The organism is Aeromonas sp. S13(2024), assembly GCF_041402405.1.
Lineage (GTDB): Bacteria > Pseudomonadota > Gammaproteobacteria > Enterobacterales > Aeromonadaceae > Aeromonas > Aeromonas veronii.
The window spans coordinates 67,902-86,041 of the sequence record NZ_JBGLRA010000015.1 but is presented as its reverse complement, the minus strand read 5'-3'; the positions used below and the strand labels follow the sequence as shown (position 1 = coordinate 86,041).

Sequence of the window (18,140 nt, the reverse complement as noted above, 5' to 3'; positions counted from 1 at the left end):
TCGAAAGTCAAGCGATTGTTTTCGCTTTTCTTTCGGCGCCCACTTCGCTAGGAAGCTGGCTCATCAGTTTGGCGTGTTCCGCCGTGCTGGTAGGGGCGCATTATAGGGAGCGGCGCTGCGATGACAAGACTTTTTTTGAAGAAAATCACGAAAATTTCAAATTATTCAATTAGAAACAGCTTATTCAGTGTATATATACAATGTTATCCACAATCCGGTTATTTCACTCCCATTTTAGCGTCATTTATGTCGCCTTCAGTGACCTTGGGAATGCCATACTGGAGCCGATAACCTCTCCCGAGTGGTCCATGGTAGCGCCAATCAGGAAAGCTGGTTACCATGGAGGTGAATATAGTGTTGCACCTTTTTTGCTTTCATTTACAAAAGGTCTTTTAAGATGAATTTATCCAAGTTTCCCGTATATATGCAGGCCGCAATCCTTGCTCTGGTATTGGCAGTGGTTGGCTACCTGGTTGCCCAGGCCCTGCAGTTCTCTTTGAAAGCGGAAGTGATTTTTGCAGCAGGTCTGGCCATTGGCGGTTTCGTGGTACCGCTGTTCCTGAAGCGAACCCCGGCTAATGTCGCCGAGTCGATCGCCAATCAGGAGACTTGCACCTTATATGTAGGCAACCTGCCCTATCGCGCCAATGAGATTGCAGTGCGCGAATTGTTTGCCGAACAGGGCCAGGTCATTTCCGTACGGTTGATGAAGGACAAGGCAACCGGCAAGCGCAGAGGTTTCGGTTTCGTGGAGATGCCCGCCGCCGATGCCGCCAAGGCGATTGCCGCTTTGAATGATAAAGAGTACCAGCAGCGCACCCTCAAGGTACGTGAAGCGAATGACAAACGTGATAAAGAGGAAAGGGAAGGTAGCGAAGCTGACGTCTAACCGCTCGTCAGTACCTCACCTCTTCCAGTGATGACAGCCCCCATGCTTGCAAGGGGGCTGTCAGTTTTTGGGCCTCCCCATCCAGCCGGGTACAGTAAGCCCTGGCAATCACCTCTTCTATATGTACAGGCTGCACGGCGGCGTGCCCGCCATTGCTCAGCAACCAGGCCACCCGTTTGGCAACGGCACTGCCCGAGTCAATAAGCTGGCATTGCGGCATCAGTTGCCCAATCTCTTCATTGAGTAGCGGGAAGTGAGTGCAACCAAGCACCAGCGTATCCGGCTGCTCTTCCCCTTCCAGCCAGTCGACCAATACCTCGCGCAGCAGCGCCATATTGACCGGCAGGCCCGCCAGCTTGTGTTCGGCTTCTATGACCAGCTCGGTGGTGCCCTTGAGCAGCACCCGCTTGCCGGGGGCAAACTGGGCGATCAGTTCGTGGGTATAGTCGCGGCTGACGGTTCCCGGTGTGGCCAGCAGACCAATACAACCGTTGCGAGTCTGCGCGGCGGCGGGCTTGATGGCTGGCACCACCCCCACCACGGGAATATCCAGCGCCTCGCGCAGGGCCGGCAGCGCTATGGTGCTGGCCGTGTTGCAGGCAATCACCACCAGATCGATCTGATGACGGGCCACCATGGTGGTAACCAAACGTGTGCAGGCAGCAATCAGGGCGGGCTCACTCAATTCACCATAGGGGAAGTTGGCGTTGTCGAAGCAGTAGAAATAGTTGTATGCCGGCAGAACGCGACGGATCTCGCGGTAGATGGTCAGGCCACCCATACCGGAATCAAACACGAGAATATTGGCCACTTGAGCTCCCCTTTGGTGCAAGGCGGCGATCATACTCCCGCCTGCCGCCAATAGAAAAGGCCCTGCCAATGGCAGGGCCCCTGATTTTTCCGCTTGGCCGGGTCCGGCTTAGAGTGAGTAATCCATCGTCACGTAGTAAGCACGCTCATCGGCAGGATAACCCACCGCAGTCTGATACTCCTTATCCAGCAGGTTGTTGATCTTGCCAGATACCTTGAGCGCCGGAGTTACCTTGTAGCCAACGGCCAGATTCCACACGCTGTAGCCACCAAGTGTTGTGGTGTTGGCTACATCGCCATAGCGCTCACCCTGATAGATCCAGCTCAATGAACCATCAAACTGTTGCCACTGCGCCTGAGTCACCCACTTGGCCCCTTTGCGGGAGATCAGCTGCAACTGCTTGTCGGTTACCTTGTCTTTGGGATCCTTGTATTCGGCAGAGACTCTATGACTCAACCAGCCAGTGTCGAACTCCCCTTCCAGCTCGATCCCTTCAATGCGCGCCTTGCCAACGTTTTGTGGTGTCCACATACCCTGACTGTTGGGTGCCCACTGGATCATCTGTTCGAAGTCGTTGCGATAACCGGTGGCCCGCCACTCGACACCCGCAGTTTGACCATCCAGCATCAGCTCGCTGCTCTTCGACTCTTCCGGCTTCAGGTTGGGATTGCCAGAGCCCGGATAGTACAGGTCATTAAAGGAGGGGGCGCGGAAACCGGTGCCGTAGCGGGCACTCAGGCGGTAATCCTCGACAAAACGCCAGCCTGCGCCGGTTTGCCAGGTGTTGTGACGACCAAACTGCTCGTTGTCATCACTGCGGCCGCTCAGCTCACCCTGCCATGTCTGGTTGTCGAACTGGGCCAGGGCATAGAGGCCGGTGTTGTCGCGCTCTTTGGCGTCGACCGGATACATGGAGCCAGAGGAGCGGGAGCGATCATTCAGTCGATCACTCTGCCAATCGGCCCCGCCTCCCAGCGTCCAGCTCTCGTTCAATTTCAAGCTGTTGACCCAGTTCAGGCTGTACTGGCGGGTGTAGGTCCGGTTATTGGCCTGATCGCGGCCGCTATTGTCGAGATAGTCGTACGCATCCTGTCTGGAGAAGGCGCCACGCAACTCACTCAGATAGCGATCATCGTGATAGCGCGACCCCAGCTGATAGCTCTGGTTTTCAGTCCACGTTTCGGCTCGATGCGGCGCATAGTTTGCGTCAGACCCCGCATACTGGGCCACATTGCGGAACCAGCGGGTTGTACCGAACAGATCCCAATTGCTGCCGAGGGCCTGCTGGTAGTCCAGCATGGCGTTGTAGCCCCGATGCCCGTGACGGTCACCATCGTTGATGCCGGGCAAGGGGTGTACGTTGTAACCCTCTTCATCATCAAAACCGCCAGCCACCTTGAGCTGACCCGCCTCACCTACCTGGCTGGCACTACTGAAAGCGGCCTGACGCTGTTGATGGGAACCAGCACCGATATTGAACTTGTGCTGATTAATCCCCTTGTCTGGACGGGTAATGATGTTGATCACCCCACCGATGGCGTCGGAGCCGTAGATGGTGGCGCGCGGGCCGCGGATATACTCGATCCGCTCGACCTGATTGAGTGGCAGGTTGTTCAGTTCGGTCATCCCGGCGGTCAGGGAGGCACTGCGTACCCCATCCACCAGCACCAGCGTCTGGGAGGAGGTGCCACCACGCACCCGCAGCGAGCTGAGCTGGCCTCGGCCACCATTGCTGACCACTTCCACACCGGGCAGGGTCTTGACCACATCGGTCACAGTCTGGGCTTGCAGGCGATCGATCTCGTCCCAGGTCACCACATTGACCGGGGCCAGTACGCTGGAGGCAGGTTGGGCGACACGGGTAGCGGTCACCACCATGGTGGGATTGACGGGAATGGTCAACTGCTGGGCAAACGCCGCCGTCGGCAACAGGGCAGCCGCCAGAAATTTCTTCGACATGAGAGATCCTTAAGTTCGCGTAAGTATCTACTTCGTGGCCGGTTTCTCTCGGCCCGAAATACGAACTCTGGCAGGTCTTCGGGCTCGGGGGCTGATAGCCTACGGCGACGGCTTCCCGCCTGACGGCAGTGCCCTGATGTCGCTTCGTTCCCCCTTACCGCTGCGCGCCAGCTCCGGATTCTCACCGGATTCCCTATTAAGCATGATGCGCCAAAGCGGGAGGATTATAGGCAGAGCCAAGCTGGATGTATAGCCATCCAGATTTCTATTTGTTGCCCACCAGCGCCGCCAGCCGCTGCTGGGCCCCCTCCATTACCGCTTGTACACCGGGATGGGAGAGATGGCGCCCTGCCGAGACCAGATAGTAAGAGAGTGTGACGTCGGTGAGGGTCGCAATCCGCTCCACCCCGTAGAGGCGGCCAATCTCGTCGGCCATCGCCAGCGGCGCCGGGAAGATCCCCATCCCCGCCTTGCCGAACGACTTCATCAGGGTGGAGTCATCAAACTGCCCCACCAGATGGGGATGAATGCCCTGCTGGCGATACCACTCCAGCAGCCGATCGTGGGTGGCAGACTTCTCTCCGGGGATCAGCAACGGCAGCCCCTCCAGCGAGGCGGGAAAGCCGTCCCGCGCCCGCGCCGCCAACTCCGGGCTGGCAAACAGCGCCAGCGGGCTGCGCCCCAGCTCGTGGTTATAGCCACGCACGCCGCTGTCGGGAGGGAGCGGACGATCGATCAGCACCATATCCAGCTTGTGGCGGGCCAGTTCGCTGAACAGCTGCTCGGCCCGCTCTTCGTGGCACACCAACCGCAGCGGGGTCACCAGCGCCATGGCGGGAGCCAGCAGCTCGAACGCCAGAGTACGGGGTACCGAATCGGCGATCCCCACCTGCATGGTCAGCTCCTGACTGGCGTGGCGCAGGGTGTGCTCCAGCTCGGCACCGAGCGAAAAAATCGCCCCCGCCTGCTCCTGCGCCTGCCGCCCGGCGGCGGTCAGTACCAAACGCCGCCCCACCCGGTTGAACAGCGCCACCCCGAGGGACTGCTCCAGCTCTGCAACCTGACCGCTGATGGTCTGCGGCGTGAGATGCAGCTGTTCGGCGGCCTGTGTCACGCTGCCGCTGCGTGCCACATGCCAGAAGTAGTAGAGCTGTTTGTAGTTGAGCATGCCGTTCCCTATCAGTTTTTACCGAACAACCATCAGCGAGAATCTGATTTTATCGAAACATTGCGGGCTCTAGCATGCAACCATTATCTGAACTGCCCTGCGAACCATCATGCTGGACGTTGTTGTACTCTTCTTTCTGTTTGGTCTGCTGGCCGGTCTGGTGCGATCCGAGCTCAAGCTGCCGCCCGCCCTCTACGACACCCTCTCTCTCTTTCTGCTACTGGCCATCGGCCTCAAGGGCGGCGTCGGTCTGGCCCAACAATCCCTGCAACCCCTGCTGCCGCAACTTGCGCTGGTGATCCTGCTCGGCGTGGTGCAGACCCTGCTCGGCTTTGCCTTGCTGCGCCTCAAGATGAACCGGGTCGATGCCGCTGCCACCGCAGCCCACTACGGCTCGGTCAGCGTCGCCACCTTTGCGGTCGGGGTGAACTGGCTCACCGAGCGGGGCATCAGCTTTGAATCCCAGCTCTCCATCTTCCTCGCGGTGATGGAGATCCCCGCCATTCTGGTGGGCATAGTGCTGGCCCGCGGCATCAGTCGCGAGACCCGCTGGCGCATGCTGTCCCACGAGACCTTCCTCGGCAAAGGGGTCACCCTGCTGCTGGGCGGCATGGCCATCGGCTATCTGGCCGGGCCGGATGGAATTGCTCCGCTCAAACCGCTGTTTGTCGACCTGTTCAAGGGTGCGCTGGCGCTGTTCCTGCTGGAGATGGGCCTGATCGTCGCCCGTCAGTGTCAGGATCTGCGCCACCACGGCCTGTTCCTGCTCGGCTTCGCCCTGTTGATGCCGCTCGCTTCCGCGGGACTGGGATTGGCAGCTGGCCAGCTGATGGGCCTCTCTCTCGGCGGCCTGACCCTGCTGGCCACCCTGGCGGCCAGCGCCTCCTATATTGCCGTGCCAGCCACCATGCGTATCGCCGTGCCTCAGGCCAACCCGGGGCTGTCCCTCAGCGCAGTGCTGGGGGTCACCTTCCCGTTCAACATCATGCTGGGGATCCCGCTCTACCACAGCTGGGCCCGCCACTTCACGGAGTAGCCACATGCAGACCGAGACCCGCACCCTGCTGACCGTCATCACGGAAGCCAATCTGGAGCCGACCCTGCTGCGCACCCTCACCCGCGAGGGGCTGCGCGGCTACACCATCACAGATGCCCGCGGCCGTGGCGATCATGGCGAGCGCAACGCCAGCTGGAGCGAAAGCGGCAACATCCGGCTGGAGGCGATCTGCAGCCGGGAGCAGGCGGAGCGGCTGCTGGCCCATCTGCAGAGTCGCTACTACCCCGACTACGCCATGATCGCCTTTCTGCAACCGGTCGAAATCGTGCGACCCGAGAAATTCTGAGCCGGCTTGCCGGCTCTTTTTGTTTACCAAAAGCAAACGTTTAACAGCAAGGAACAAATACACATGAACACCCCTCCGCTGATCGGCCTGGTAATGGGCTCCGACTCCGACTGGCCCGTGCTGCAGGCCGCCGCCCGCATCCTCAAGGAGCACGGCGTGCCCTACGAGGCGCAGGTAGTCTCGGCCCATCGCACCCCGGATCTGCTGTTCGAGTATGCCGCCACAGCCCGCGATCGCGGCCTGCGCGCCATCATCGCCGGGGCCGGTGGCGCCGCTCACCTGCCGGGTATGGTCGCCGCCAAGACCACTCTTCCGGTGCTGGGGGTACCCATCCCATCACGCCATCTCAAGGGAATGGACTCGCTACTCTCCATCGTGCAGATGCCCAAGGGGGTGCCGGTCGCCACCTTCGCCATCGGCGAGGCGGGGGCTGCCAACGCCGCCCTGTTTGCGGTCTCTCTGCTCTCCGTTGCACAAGACGGCGACTCCCCCCGCTACCGGCAGCAGCTCGACGACTTCCGCACCCGCGAGCGAGATCGGGTGCTGGCACTGCAACTGGAGGAGCCGACATGATCCTGCCACCCGCCACCCTCGGCATGCTGGGGGGCGGCCAGCTTGGCCGCTACTTTGTGATGGCCGCCCACCGCCTCGGCTACAAGGTGGTGGTACTGGATCCCGATCCGGCCAGCATCGCCGGTGCCGCCGCCGATCACCATATTGTCGCCCTCTATGACGACACCGTAGCCCTGCACGAACTGGCCAGCCGCTGCGAGGCCATCAGCTGCGAGTTCGAGAACGTGCCCGCCACCACCCTCGCGCTGCTCGAAAAACAAAAACCGGTACGCCCGGCCGCCAGCGCGGTGCGCATCTGTCAGGATCGCCGCGAGGAGAAAGCCTTTCTGCGCGGAGCAAACATCCCGATCGCCCCCTATCTGGCGCTACTGCCGGAAGAACCCATCCCCGCACAGGCCAGCGAACTCTTGCCCGCCATTCTCAAGACGGCCCGCGAAGGGTACGACGGCAAGGGACAGTGGCAGGTGAGCGACCTGGATGAGCTGGCGACGGCGCTGGCAGCGAGTGGTGTGCCCTGCGTGCTGGAAAAACGGCTGGCACTGGAGGGGGAATTTGCCCTGACCCTGGCCCGCAGTCCGAGCGGCGCCATCAGCGCCCTGCCGCTGGTGCAGAACTGGCACAGCGGTGGCATCCTCGATCAGACCCGCTCCCCGGCCAACGTGCCATCGCTGGAGCGCGAGGCCAAAGGGATCGCTGAGCGACTGATAGCAGCCCTCAATTACGTCGGGGTGCTGACGGTGGAGTTCTTTCTGGTGGAGGGGCGACTGCTGGTCAACGAGCTGGCACCCCGCCCCCACAACTCGGGTCACCCCAGCCTCGACAACGCCGCATGCAGCCAGTTCGAGTTGCAGGTGCGGGCCCTGTGCGATCTGCCGCTGCCGGAGCAGATCGCCGTGCGCCCCGCCCTGTTAATCAACCTGCTGGGGGATCTCTGGCAAAACGGCACGCCAGACTGGGCCGCCCTGCTGACGCTGCCCGGCCTGCATCTGCACCTCTATGGCAAAGGCGAACCCCGCCCCGGCCGCAAGATGGGCCATATCACGGTGACCGGTGACGACTGGTCAACGGTGGAGGAAACCTGCTGCAAGGCCCGCCAGCTGCTGGGGCTAGCGCCACGCTGATCGACCATCGGAAATGCAAAGACCCGGGCATGGCCCGGGTCTCTGTTTTTGCTTGCTATGGCAGGGAGGCTTATCAGGCCCGCTCCACCGCTACCGGTGCCGGCAGGCGGATGGTGAGGGAGAGCACCAGCGCCACCACCAGCAACACCAGGATCAGGTGGAAGGTCGCCATAAAGCCGCCAAACAGGGAGGCCACGATGGAGCCGATGATGCTGCCCAGACCAAAGCCCAGATAGATGACGCCGTAGTTCTTGGTCAGGTTGTTGAGACCGAAGAAGTCGCTCACCAGCGAGGGGTAGACGGTGATGGTGCCGCCGAAACTGAAGGCCACACAGGCCACCGCCACGAAGAACAAGTTGGCATTGAGCGGCACAAACAGCAGCAGCGCCATGCCCGCCAGGGTAATCAGCTGGGCGATGGTGATAACCCGGATGCGGGACATCTTGTCGGAGAGGATACCCAGCACCAGACGGCCACCCAGGTTGGCCATGGCAATGATGGCGACGGCATTGGCAGCGACGACAGCAGGCAGACCCACCATCTTCTCGCCGATATCCTTGGCCACGCCGATGACGTAGAGGCCGCTCATGCAGGCGGTGAGGAACATCAGCGCCAGCATCCAGTACTGCGGCTTGCGCATCGCCTCGGCCAGAGTGAAGTCACGGCTCTCGCTCTGCTGCACGGAAGCGGCCTGCTTGGGCGCATCCTTCATCAGCATGCCGCCCACCAGCACCATGGACATGGCGATCAGCCCCCACAGCTGGAAGGTGGTCTCAAGACCGGAGCTGGAGAGCAGCAGCAGGTTGATGTATTTGAAACCGAGACTGCCGAGACCATAGGCCCCGATGGAACAGGCGGAGATCAGCCCCTTGCGCTCCGGGAACCACTTCACGCAGTTGGAGAGGGTCATCAGGTAACCGGTACCGTCGGCAAAACCGACCAGAATGCCCGCGCAGAGGTAGAGCATCGCCAGATTGCTGGCGTGGGCGGTGAGGAAGAAGCCGATGCCGAGCAGCACGCCAGCGCCCAGGGTCACGTTACGCACCCCGAACCGCTCCTGCAGCTTGCCCGCCATGGAGGAGGCGACTGCCAGCGACAGGCTGAGCAGGCCGAAAGCGAAAGCGACCTGACTCACCGGCTCGTCCAGCTTGTCGGAGAGCTGGGCGTTGAACAGGCTCCAGGTGTAGACGGAACCCAGTGCGAACTGGGTGATAATGGTACCGATCAGTGTCAGGTACCGGGTGCGGTTCATCTCTGTGGTCATGATGAGTCTCGGTCGATGGCCTTAAGGAAATTGAGGCCACTATAGGCAAGACGCAGCTCACGCCGATCGATTAAGGCATGAAATGCAGATCGACGGGAATGAATGACAATCAGAGCCGCATCAGCTGACGGAACGCCTTGATGTTGCTGCGACTGACCGGCACCTCGAACGGCAGATCATGGAGCCGGATGAGATAGGTGCTGTTGAACCAGGGGACGATTTCGCGGATCTTGTTGATGTTGACGCAGTAGGAGCGGTGACAGCGAAAGAACCCCTCGGCAGGCAGCCGGCTGACAAACTCGCTGATGGTCATGGTCATCACGTAGCGGTCATCGCGGGTATAGACATAGGTGAGCTTCTCGTCGGCTTCCGCGTAGTAGATCTGCTCGCAGGGGGTGACGATGATGCGCTCCCCCTTCACCAGATTGACGGTGCGATTGTGCGGGCTATTCCCCTCACCGCTCGCCTCCCCCGTGGAAGCTGGCTGCGACTTGCCCGCATGCTCGAGCTTTTGCAGCAGATTGATGATGCGGGGCTCGTTGTAGGGCTTGAGGATGTAGTCGAACGCCTCCAGCTCGAACGCTTCCACCGCAAACTCCTTGTAGGCGGTGACGAAGACGATGTGGGGCGGATGGCTCGACTTGTGCAGGTTCTTGGCCAGCAGCAGGCCGTCGATGGAGGGGATCTGGATATCCAGAAACACCACATCCACCTCGTGATCCTGCAGGTATTTGAACGCCTCCAGCCCGTCCTCAAAGCTCGCCACTATCTCGATCTGGCTGTGCTGATTCACCAGATAGATCAACTCCTCGCGAGCCAGATACTCGTCTTCCACAATGATCGCTTTCAACATGACATTGCCCCCTGAAGGAGCACAGGAGAAGCAAGCTCCTCACGAATCAAACATTCGTCTTCCACAATGATCGCTTTCAGCATGACAACACCTCTCGCGGCACACACTTATCCTCAACCATGATGGCACTCAGCATGGCATCGACTCCTGATCCGGCAGATAGAAACTCACTTCAGTACCCGGTTCCAGCCGCTTGAGGTGCAGGCCGTCACCATAGAGCAGCTTGACCCGCTGATGCACGTTCATCAGGCCGATGCTGCGGCTCTCCACCCGACCGGCGGCCACCCCGTCGATCACCGCCTGACTGATGCCGTAACCTGTGTCTCGTACCGATACCCGGATGCCGCCCGCCAGCTGTTTCACCTCGATAGTGACCCGACCCGGCGCGCTGCGGGGCTGGATGCCGTGCAGGATGGCGTTTTCCACCAGCGGCTGCAACAACAGGCTCGGCACCTGAATGTGCACATCGTCCACCTCGAACACCACCTCCAGCTTGTCGCCGAAGCGGGCCTGCTCGATGGCCACGTAGTCGCGCACCTGCTGCAGCTCCTCCTGAATGTCGATAAGCTCATCCCCCTTGTTGAGGTTGTAGCGCAGGTAGTCCGCCAGATTGGCAATGAGCTGGCGCGCCTGCTGGGGACGAATGCGGATCAAGGATGAGATGGCGTTGAGGGCGTTGAACAGGAAGTGCGGATTGATCTTGCTCTGCAGGGCGGTGAACTCCGCCTTGCGGGTCATCTCCTTGAGTTGCTCGATGCGCGACACCTCCATCTGGGTGGAGATGAGCTGGGAAAGGCCCACCGCCATCTCCCGCAGGGAGCTGGTGATGCTGTGGGTGCGGCGGTAGTAGATCTTGAGGGTGCCGCTCACCGCGCCGTTTTCCCGCAGCGGAATAATGATGACCGAGTGGAAATCGGAGAGATGATACTGGCGCAGATCGTTGTTGATGATGATCTGGTCGAGCAGCACCGCCTGCTGGGTCATGCCGCTGATGGCGTGGTGCTCGTCCAGCTCGTAATAGTCCTTGCCCACCCCGACATAAGCCAGCACGTCATGGGTATCTGTGATGGCCACCGCATCGGCGCTGATGTCGCGCCGGATCACATCGCACACCTGACTGAGGGAGTGGCGATCGATGTTCTGGAAGAAGGGCAGCGTCTTGTTGGCAATATCGAGCGCCAGCTTGGCCTGCTTGGCAGCAATCAGCTCCTTCTCGTCATCCAGATCCTGCACCAGCTTGATGATGAGGCCGATGCAGAGCGCCCCGGCGATCATCGGATAGGCGATATGGTTAACGATCTCCACCCCGACTTCGTGGGGCTCGGTCAGCAGCCAGATGAGCAGCATGGTGAGCCCTTCGCAAAGCATCCCCGCCAGAATGCCGTAGAGCCAGAGCCGCGACTTGCGGCAGCGCAGGTGCAACCAGGTGGCGAGCAGACCGGCGATGATGCTGGCAATCAGGCAAGGGATGGAGGTGTGACCATCCATGTCGATGAGATAGCGGTGCAGGCCGGAGATGACCCCGGCCGGAATGCCGACCCAGGGGCCGAACAGGATGCCACCGGAGATAATGGCAATGATCCGCACGTTGATCAGCGCCCCCTCAACCGGAATGCCGGTGTAGGTACTGAACACCGCAAACAGGCCGAAGATGGAGGCCACCAGCACCAGCTCGGCCGGGGTGTGATCCCGCTTCTGGAACAGCCGCTGGAACGGCCGGGTGCGGGTCAGGAAGAAGAGGGTCATCAGCATCAGCGCCGCCCGCTCGAACACCGCCAACAACATCATCTGATTCTCAAGCATCTGCGCCCCCTTGCGGCAACCCGACCGATCACCATAACTCCGACCAATAAATCGGGGCCGGATAAACCAGCCCCTGTGACATCAACAGTACTGACCGGCCACCCAGCCGGAAGACCAGGCCCACTGGAAGTTGTAGCCACCGAGCCAGCCGGTCACGTCCACCACTTCGCCGATGAAGTAGAGGCCGGGCACCTTGCGCGTCTCCATGGTCTTGGAGGAGAGCTCGTTGGTATCGACGCCGCCCAGGGTCACTTCGGCGGTGCGATACCCCTCGGTGCCGTTGGGCAGGATCTGCCAGTCACCCAGCAGATTGGCCACCGCTTCCAGTTCACGCTCGTTGTACTGGCGCATCGGCTTGCTGACCAGCAGGCCCAGTTCCACCAGTTTGTCGACGAAGCGCTTGGGCAGCTCGCGCCCCAGCACGGTTTTCAGCTCCTGCGCCGGGTGCGCCTGCGCCCACTCGCGCAGGGCAGCCGGAATATCCAGCTCCGGCAGCAGGTTGATGTGGATCTTCTCGCCGGCGTGCCAGTAGGAGGAGATCTGCAGGATGACGGGGCCGGAGAGGCCGCGATGGGTGAACAGCATCGCCTCCTTGAAGCGGGTGCCATCCTCGGCGGTCACCGCCACCGGCAGGCTGATGCCCGCCAGATCGGCAAACGCCTCTTTCTCCGCCTGATGGAGGGTAAAGGGCACCAGACCGGCACGGGTCGGCAGCACCTTGAGACCGAACTGCTCCGCCAGCTTGAAGCCGTAGGGGGTAGCACCCAGCTTGGGCATGGAGAGACCGCCGGTCGCCACCACCAGCGAGTGACAACCGATCTCCCCCTTGCTGGTAGCCAGCACGAAGCCCTCGTCCTGTTTGCTGACGGTGAGGATCTCTGTCTGGAACTGCAGGGTGACACCGGCCCAGTCGCATTCGGTGAGCAGCACATCGACGATATCCTTGGCACTCTCGAGACAGAACAGCTGCCCCAGAGTGCGCTCGTGATAGTTGACCCCGTGGCGGTCTACCAGATCGATGAAATCCTGCTGGGTGTAGCGGGCCAGTGCCGACTTGCTGAAGTGAGGGTTGGCGCAGAGGTAGGCGTGGGCGCCCGCCTGATGGTTGGTGAAGTTGCAGCGGCCACCGCCACTGATGAGGATCTTGCGGCCCGGCTTCTTGGCGTTGTCGAGCACCAGCACGGAGCGGCCACGGTAGCCCGCCTGCGCCGCACACATCAATCCGGCCGCACCGGCCCCGATCACCACCACATCGACCTGCTTCATCATCACTCACTTATCAAAATAGAAACGGCACCTGGCCAGAACCGTGATTGCCTCTGGCGGAACAGAACCATAGTGGCTGCCAACCAGAATAAACAACGGCCCTTAAAAGGGCCGTTATTGTACTGGCTGAACACTAAGTGTCCACGACTATCAGGCGTTGCTGTCCATGATGCTGGCCGGGGCCCCCTTGGCCAGTTCGGCCAGCTCCTTGTCGATGAAGTAGAGGCCTTTGCCATCTTCACCCACCAGACCCAGACGGTCGACGATGCTCTTGAACAGCTTCTCCTCTTCATGCTGCTCGGCCACATACCACTGCAGGAAGTTGAAAGTGGAGTAGTCCTGAGTGGTGAAGGCTACGTGAGCCAGACCATTGATGCACTTGGTGATGTGGTACTCGTGTTCCAGGGTGGTACGGAACACGTCGCCCAGCGACTTGAACTCGTGGGGAGGGGCATCGATGGCACCCAGTTTTGGCATGGCGCCGGTCTCGCTCACATAGGTGAACAGACGCTCCATGTGCTGGCGCTCCTCGACCGCGTGTTGGCGCAGGAAGGTCGCCGCCCCTTCAAAGCCCTTGTCTTCGCACCAGGCGCTCATCTGCAGATAGAGATTGGAGGAGTAGAACTCCAGGTTAATCTGCTCGTTCAACTTCTCGATCATGGCTTGGGCCAGCATCTTGTTTCTCCTCAGTGATTTGGTATCGATTGTCGCCACACTCCCGCCGCGAATCAACCCGCCAACGAGAGGGAGATCCCGTTTCTTTCAGCTCAGGGGGTCAGCTCGCCAAGGGAGGCGACATCCACCGGCGCTGCATAATCGACGCCCGGCAGCTCGAAGCCATTGAGCTGCATGAAATCCTGCCGCAGCCCGGCAAAGTCCCCCAGCCCGTGGAAATTGTCCGGCGTCACCTTGGGCCAGAGCGCCGAGACGGCAGCCTGAATGGCCGGGTCGAGCTCGTGATCATCCATCCGGATCAGCCGGTTACCATCGGCCACCACCCCATTGGGCCCGTACATCTTGGCGGCAAACAGTCGCTGCATCTGCTCGATGCAGCCTTCGTGCACACCGCGCTCCTTCATTACCCCCATCAGCAGGCCCAGATAAACCGGCAGCACAGGAATATAGGCGCTCGCCTTGGTTACCAGCGCCTTGCAGACCGACACCCAGGCATGGCCGCCAATCTCGGCCAGTTGCAGGTTGATGGTCTCGGCGGTGGCGTGCAGATGCTCCTTGGCATAACCGATGGTGCCATCCCGATAGAGGGGATAGGTCGATTCGGGGCCGATGTAGGAGTAAGCGACGGTCTGCGCACCAGCGGCCAGACAGTCGGCCTGCTGCAACGCCTGCATCCAGAGCAGCCAATCCTCGCCCCCCATCACGGTGACGGTATCGCGGATCTCCTCCGGCGTGGCGGGCGCCAGCGACTGCTGCACCAGAGCATCGCGCTCCAGATCCAGCCCCCAGCCGCTGAACGGCTGACCTGTAGTCTTGAGCACAGAGCGCACTTGCGTACCATCGGGCAGCACCCGGATACCGCTAGCCAGCGAATAGATCACCAGATCCACCTGCCCCAGCTGCTGGTGGATGGTATCGATGGCCTGCTGGCGCATGCCGTCGGAGAAGGCATCGCCGATCAGGTTGATGGCGATACGCCCCTCCTGCTCCGCCTCCTTGCGAAACCAGATGTTGTTGTACCAACCGGCGCTGCCCAATCCTTTGTCGGAAGGGCCACGTTCGAAGGAGATACCAATGGTGTCGGCACCAGCCCCGAAGGCGAGTGCAATGCGCGACGCCAGCCCGAAACCGGAGGAGGCCCCCAGCACCAGCACCCGCTTGGGGCCGTTGAACGGGCCAGCGGCCTTGATCCGTTCGATCTGCTGCTGCACGGCGGCGCGACAGCCGATGGGGTGACAGTTGCGGGCAACACAACCTTGGATCTGTGGATGAATGATCATGAATGAATCTCCAATACATCAAGACGATATGAAGGATGACCGTTGCGGGCAAAGCCACACCACTGCTGAATCTGGGGATGAATGATCATGGGAAGGCCTCCAAAGAAACTGGCTACAGCATAACCAAATCGAAGGAAATTAACTTGATGCCGGATCGCTATCAGTCAGAAAAGCCGCGGGAATTGAGGCAGAAAAACAAAAGGGAGCACGTGGCTCCCCAAAGCGGTATTCAGATGCTTTTTGTTGTTTTGTGTTCATTGCGAAGCACGGGCCCATCCTATGCCTCTCCCCCCAGATCGGCAAGCCGAGGGGTGTGACCGGCGTCAAACTATTGTTTAATTTATAGGCAAATAGTGGTTAATAACTGAGTGGCTGACCCTGTGTCACACGTCATTAAACTCATTTAAATCCCAAAACTGTGCCTGAGGCACCATTTTAGTTTCAGCAGAGATTGGTATAGTGGGCTGAAGGATCGGTAAGGAGAACCCCCATGAGTGGAACAACCTATTACAAGCATATTCTGGCTGCGATCGACCTCTCTGAAGACAACCGCAAGGTGATCGACAAGGCGGTGGACAGAGCCCGTTCCAACGGCGCCAAGCTGTCGGTTATCCATGTCGATGTGGACCTCAAGGATCTCTACACCGAGATGATCGATATCGACATCGACAACGTGCAGGATCAGGTGATCGCCGAAGCGAAAGAGAAGCTGGAGGCATTTCTGGCCTCGGTGGACTATCCCATCGAGAAGAAGCTGGTGATCTGCGGCGATCTGAGCGAGCGAGTCAATCAGGCGGTCAAGGAGTACGAGATCGACCTGCTGGTGTGCGGCCATCGCCAGAGCTTCTGGAGCCTGCTCACCTCCAGCGCCCGTCAGCTGATGAATACGGTGCCCTGCGATCTGCTGGTCGTCCCCTTGCAGAAGTAATGAAACCGGCGTAGTTTGATTTGCTATGAACATGACCGCATTCAATCACAACTACTGGTGGTGCTGCTCCTAAACAGGCGGCACCACGTTTCTATTGTAAATTTCCCAAAGAAAACACCGTGACCGCCGAGAGGCGGTCAACTGTTTTTATCCCTTTGTCGCCTCCCGGCTCACCCAACTGGAGAGAGTGACATGCACAACCCCGTAATCCTGACTGGCGATCGTCCCACCGGCAAACTGCACATCGGCCACTATGTCGGCTCCCTGCGCCAGCGCGTCGAAGCCCAGCACCACTACCGTCAATTCGTGATGATCGCCGATCTGCAGGCGTTGACCGACAACGGCCACAATCCGGCCAAGGTGACCGACAACGTGCTGGAGGTGATGGCCGACTATCTGGCGGTCGGCCTCGACCCAGCCAAGACAACCTTCTGTCTGCAAAGCGCCCTGCCCGCCCTCGCCGAGCTCACCTGCTACTACCTCAATCTGGTCAGCGTCGCCCGGCTGGAGCGCAATCCCACCGTCAAGGCGGAGATCCAGCAAAAAGGGTTTGAACGAACGCTGCCGGCCGGATTTCTGGTCTATCCGGTGAGTCAGGCCGCCGACATCACCGCCTTTCGCGCCAGTCATGTGCCGGTCGGGGAAGATCAGCTGCCGATGCTGGAGCAGACCAACGAGATCGTCCGCCGCTTCAACTCTCTGGTAGGCAAAGAGGTGCTGACCGAGTGCCAGCCGATCCTGAGCGACACCGGCCGCCTGCCCGGCATCGACGGCAAGGCCAAGATGTCCAAGTCTCTCGGCAACACCATAGAGCTCGGCATGTCGGCGGAAGAGATCAAACAGGCGGTGTTCGCCATGTATACCGACCCCAACCACCTCAAGGTGAGCGATCCGGGTCAGGTGGAGGGAAATACGGTGTTCGCCTATCTGGATGCTTTCCACCCCGACAAGGCGCTGGTCGCCGAGATGAAGGCCCACTACCGGCGCGGTGGACTGGGGGACATGCGCTGCAAGCAGGTGCTCAATGACTGCCTGCAGACCCTGCTCGCCCCGATGCGGGAGCGCCGGGCCGCGGCCATCGCCGACAAGAAGATGCTGCTGGAACTGCTCTATCAGGGCACCGAGCAGGCTCGCATCATCACCGATGAGGTATTGGCGGAGGTGAAAAGCTCCATGGGGCTCGACTACTTCGCCAGCATCCGCTGAGCGGGGGTCCCGAGCGCATCGTCGCCGTAGAGGTCGAACACCAGCTGGTGCAGCAGGCTCTTGAACCAGCCGATCGCCTCGTCGTGGGCGGTGAGCGGGTGCCCCGCCATCAGGTAGACGATGGGGATGGCGGGGTCGAGTTGATGCATCCGCAGCGGGTAATAGCGGCAGAAGTGGCGCCCGATCATCTCGGGCACCACCACCAGATAGCGGCCGGTCGCCATCAGCGGCGGCACCGCCATAAAGCTCGGCAACCGCACGCCCAGCTCCCGCTCCACCCCGAAGCGGGCCAGCCAGAGCTCCACCATCGCCTGACTGTGACCCCAGCTGGAGGTGTGGATGTGGGGGCGGCTCACCAGCTCGACCGGAGTCAGCACATCGGGCAACTCGCTGCCAAGTGGCGACAGGCAGACCAGCGGGTTGTTGAACCACTCCTCCCGCCACAAACGGGGTGAGAGGTGATTCGCCCCGGCGAAACCGATCACCAGATCCAGCTCACCCTTTTCCAACTCCCGCTCGTAGTCGCTGTCGGCCAGCTCGCACACCTCAAGCCGACAGTGAGGGGCCTGCCGATGGAGCCTCTCCACCAGCACCGGCACCAACCCATGCTCCACCGAGCCCGGGGTGGCGATACGGAAAATCCGCCGCGCGGTGGCGGGATCAAACCCTTTGGCCTGCCGCAATCCCTGCTCCAGCATCGCCAGCGCCTGGCGAACCGGCCCGGCCAGCGCCTTGGCCCGCTCGGTCGGCATCATCTCGCGCCGACTCATCACGAACAGCGGGTCATCCAGCGCCACCCGCAGCCGCCCCAAGGCGTGACTGACGGTGGATTGGGAGAGATGCAGCCGTTCGGCGGCACGGGTGACATTGCGCTCCTGCATCAGCATGTCGAATACGGTGAGCAGGTTGAGGTCGAGACGGGCGAGCGAGCTATTCATCGATATTAGCCATAGTTAAATGCCAACAATTCATTTTTACCATAGTAACAGATTGCCTAGAAT

Annotated in this window: 17 protein-coding genes and 1 riboswitch; of the genes, 7 read left to right on the top strand and 10 right to left on the bottom strand. The window is 60.6% G+C overall.

The window, feature by feature from the left end; translation table 11 throughout:
• The first annotated feature begins 397 nt into the window (after positions 1–397).
• Positions 398–889 (top strand): RNA-binding protein, encoded by a 492-nt coding sequence (locus ACB042_RS17365; RefSeq protein ID WP_033138874.1) that lies wholly within the window; start codon positions 398–400, stop codon positions 887–889.
• A 7-nt stretch (positions 890–896) separates the two neighbouring features.
• Here the strand turns inward: ACB042_RS17365 and murI are convergent, their stop codons facing one another.
• The 3 genes from murI to ACB042_RS17350 all read right to left on the bottom strand — a co-directional run bounded on the left by murI (position 897) and on the right by ACB042_RS17350 (position 4,827).
• The gene (gene murI / locus ACB042_RS17360; RefSeq protein ID WP_144716018.1) at positions 897–1,700 is read right to left on the bottom strand and encodes a glutamate racemase; all 804 of its coding nucleotides are present in this window, start codon (positions 1,698–1,700) and stop codon (positions 897–899) included.
• Positions 1,701–1,808: 108 nt separating this feature from the next.
• Entirely contained in the window at positions 1,809–3,659 is a 1,851-nt protein-coding gene (locus ACB042_RS17355; RefSeq protein ID WP_371178803.1) for a TonB-dependent receptor domain-containing protein, read from the bottom strand.
• Positions 3,660–3,710: 51 nt separating this feature from the next.
• Positions 3,711–3,889, bottom strand: a riboswitch (cobalamin riboswitch).
• Positions 3,890–3,924: 35 nt separating this feature from the next.
• Positions 3,925–4,827: a LysR family transcriptional regulator gene (locus ACB042_RS17350; protein WP_371178802.1), complete on the bottom strand. Its 903-nt coding sequence runs from the start codon at positions 4,825–4,827 to the stop codon at positions 3,925–3,927.
• 109 nt (positions 4,828–4,936) lie between these two features.
• Here ACB042_RS17350 and ACB042_RS17345 point away from each other — a divergent pair, with 109 nt between their 5' ends.
• The 4 genes from ACB042_RS17345 (at position 4,937) to ACB042_RS17330 (ending at position 7,864) form a co-directional block, all read left to right on the top strand.
• A complete protein-coding gene (locus ACB042_RS17345) occupies positions 4,937–5,863 on the top strand; it encodes a sodium-dependent bicarbonate transport family permease (protein WP_371178801.1) in 927 nt (308 codons plus the stop codon).
• Positions 5,864–5,867: 4 nt separating this feature from the next.
• A complete protein-coding gene (locus ACB042_RS17340; RefSeq protein ID WP_005321666.1) occupies positions 5,868–6,170 on the top strand; it encodes a P-II family nitrogen regulator in 303 nt (100 codons plus the stop codon).
• Between the two features lie 63 nt (positions 6,171–6,233).
• A complete protein-coding gene (gene purE / locus ACB042_RS17335) occupies positions 6,234–6,743 on the top strand; it encodes a 5-(carboxyamino)imidazole ribonucleotide mutase (protein WP_371178800.1) in 510 nt (169 codons plus the stop codon).
• On the top strand, positions 6,740–7,864 hold the full coding sequence (locus ACB042_RS17330; protein WP_371178799.1) for a 5-(carboxyamino)imidazole ribonucleotide synthase: 1,125 nt from the start codon (positions 6,740–6,742) through the stop codon (positions 7,862–7,864). The genes purE and ACB042_RS17330 overlap by 4 nt, the downstream gene beginning before the upstream one ends.
• 73 nt (positions 7,865–7,937) lie before the next feature.
• Here the strand turns inward: ACB042_RS17330 and ACB042_RS17325 are convergent, their stop codons facing one another.
• From ACB042_RS17325 to fabV, 6 genes are all read right to left on the bottom strand, one after another.
• Positions 7,938–9,128 (bottom strand): MFS transporter, encoded by a 1,191-nt coding sequence (locus tag ACB042_RS17325; RefSeq protein WP_371167783.1) that lies wholly within the window; start codon positions 9,126–9,128, stop codon positions 7,938–7,940.
• A 109-nt stretch (positions 9,129–9,237) separates the two neighbouring features.
• Positions 9,238–9,981 carry a LytR/AlgR family response regulator transcription factor gene (locus ACB042_RS17320; protein ID WP_371178798.1) on the bottom strand — a complete coding sequence of 248 codons (744 nt, stop codon included), beginning with the start codon at positions 9,979–9,981 and terminating at the stop codon, positions 9,238–9,240.
• Positions 9,982–10,110: 129 nt separating this feature from the next.
• Positions 10,111–11,784, bottom strand: a complete 1,674-nt coding sequence (locus tag ACB042_RS17315) for a sensor histidine kinase (RefSeq protein WP_047439828.1) — start codon at positions 11,782–11,784, stop codon at positions 10,111–10,113.
• A gap of 81 nt (positions 11,785–11,865) precedes the next feature.
• Entirely contained in the window at positions 11,866–13,050 is a 1,185-nt protein-coding gene (locus ACB042_RS17310; protein ID WP_371178797.1) for an NAD(P)/FAD-dependent oxidoreductase, read from the bottom strand.
• A gap of 150 nt (positions 13,051–13,200) precedes the next feature.
• The gene (ftnA, locus tag ACB042_RS17305) at positions 13,201–13,725 is read right to left on the bottom strand and encodes a non-heme ferritin (protein WP_005339225.1); all 525 of its coding nucleotides are present in this window, start codon (positions 13,723–13,725) and stop codon (positions 13,201–13,203) included.
• Between the two features lie 92 nt (positions 13,726–13,817).
• Positions 13,818–15,005: an enoyl-ACP reductase FabV gene (gene fabV, locus ACB042_RS17300; RefSeq protein WP_371178796.1), complete on the bottom strand. Its 1,188-nt coding sequence runs from the start codon at positions 15,003–15,005 to the stop codon at positions 13,818–13,820.
• A 490-nt stretch (positions 15,006–15,495) separates the two neighbouring features.
• Between fabV and ACB042_RS17295 the strand changes: the two genes are divergently transcribed.
• Together ACB042_RS17295 and trpS are read left to right on the top strand one after the other, a co-directional pair.
• A complete protein-coding gene (locus ACB042_RS17295; RefSeq protein WP_005339229.1) occupies positions 15,496–15,933 on the top strand; it encodes a universal stress protein in 438 nt (145 codons plus the stop codon).
• Positions 15,934–16,125: 192 nt separating this feature from the next.
• The gene (gene trpS, locus ACB042_RS17290) at positions 16,126–17,139 is read left to right on the top strand and encodes a tryptophan--tRNA ligase (protein WP_371178795.1); all 1,014 of its coding nucleotides are present in this window, start codon (positions 16,126–16,128) and stop codon (positions 17,137–17,139) included.
• Here the strand turns inward: trpS and ACB042_RS17285 are convergent.
• Positions 17,118–18,077 (bottom strand): LysR substrate-binding domain-containing protein, encoded by a 960-nt coding sequence (locus ACB042_RS17285; RefSeq protein ID WP_371178794.1) that lies wholly within the window; start codon positions 18,075–18,077, stop codon positions 17,118–17,120. The genes trpS and ACB042_RS17285 overlap by 22 nt on opposite strands.
• Between the last annotated feature and the right edge of the window lie 63 nt (positions 18,078–18,140).

Bases quoted from the DNA above. Each gene is read 5' to 3' on its own strand.
- ACB042_RS17285 (WP_371178794.1), bottom strand. From the start codon at position 18,077: ATGAATAGCTCGCTCGCCCGTCTCGACCTCAACCTGCTCACCGTATTC.
- ACB042_RS17320 (WP_371178798.1), bottom strand. From the start codon at position 9,981: ATGTTGAAAGCGATCATTGTGGAAGACGAGTATCTGGCTCGCGAGGAG.
- ftnA (WP_005339225.1), bottom strand. From the start codon at position 13,725: ATGCTGGCCCAAGCCATGATCGAGAAGTTGAACGAGCAGATTAACCTG.
- ACB042_RS17355 (WP_371178803.1), bottom strand. From the start codon at position 3,659: ATGTCGAAGAAATTTCTGGCGGCTGCCCTGTTGCCGACGGCGGCGTTT.
- ACB042_RS17315 (WP_047439828.1), bottom strand. From the start codon at position 11,784: ATGCTTGAGAATCAGATGATGTTGTTGGCGGTGTTCGAGCGGGCGGCG.
- ACB042_RS17365 (WP_033138874.1), top strand. From the start codon at position 398: ATGAATTTATCCAAGTTTCCCGTATATATGCAGGCCGCAATCCTTGCT.
- ACB042_RS17325 (WP_371167783.1), bottom strand. From the start codon at position 9,128: ATGACCACAGAGATGAACCGCACCCGGTACCTGACACTGATCGGTACC.
- ACB042_RS17345 (WP_371178801.1), top strand. From the start codon at position 4,937: ATGCTGGACGTTGTTGTACTCTTCTTTCTGTTTGGTCTGCTGGCCGGT.
- purE (WP_371178800.1), top strand. From the start codon at position 6,234: ATGAACACCCCTCCGCTGATCGGCCTGGTAATGGGCTCCGACTCCGAC.
- ACB042_RS17295 (WP_005339229.1), top strand. From the start codon at position 15,496: ATGAGTGGAACAACCTATTACAAGCATATTCTGGCTGCGATCGACCTC.
- trpS (WP_371178795.1), top strand. From the start codon at position 16,126: ATGCACAACCCCGTAATCCTGACTGGCGATCGTCCCACCGGCAAACTG.
- ACB042_RS17310 (WP_371178797.1), bottom strand. From the start codon at position 13,050: ATGAAGCAGGTCGATGTGGTGGTGATCGGGGCCGGTGCGGCCGGATTG.
- ACB042_RS17330 (WP_371178799.1), top strand. From the start codon at position 6,740: ATGATCCTGCCACCCGCCACCCTCGGCATGCTGGGGGGCGGCCAGCTT.
- ACB042_RS17350 (WP_371178802.1), bottom strand. From the start codon at position 4,827: ATGCTCAACTACAAACAGCTCTACTACTTCTGGCATGTGGCACGCAGC.
- ACB042_RS17340 (WP_005321666.1), top strand. From the start codon at position 5,868: ATGCAGACCGAGACCCGCACCCTGCTGACCGTCATCACGGAAGCCAAT.
- fabV (WP_371178796.1), bottom strand. From the start codon at position 15,005: ATGATCATTCATCCACAGATCCAAGGTTGTGTTGCCCGCAACTGTCAC.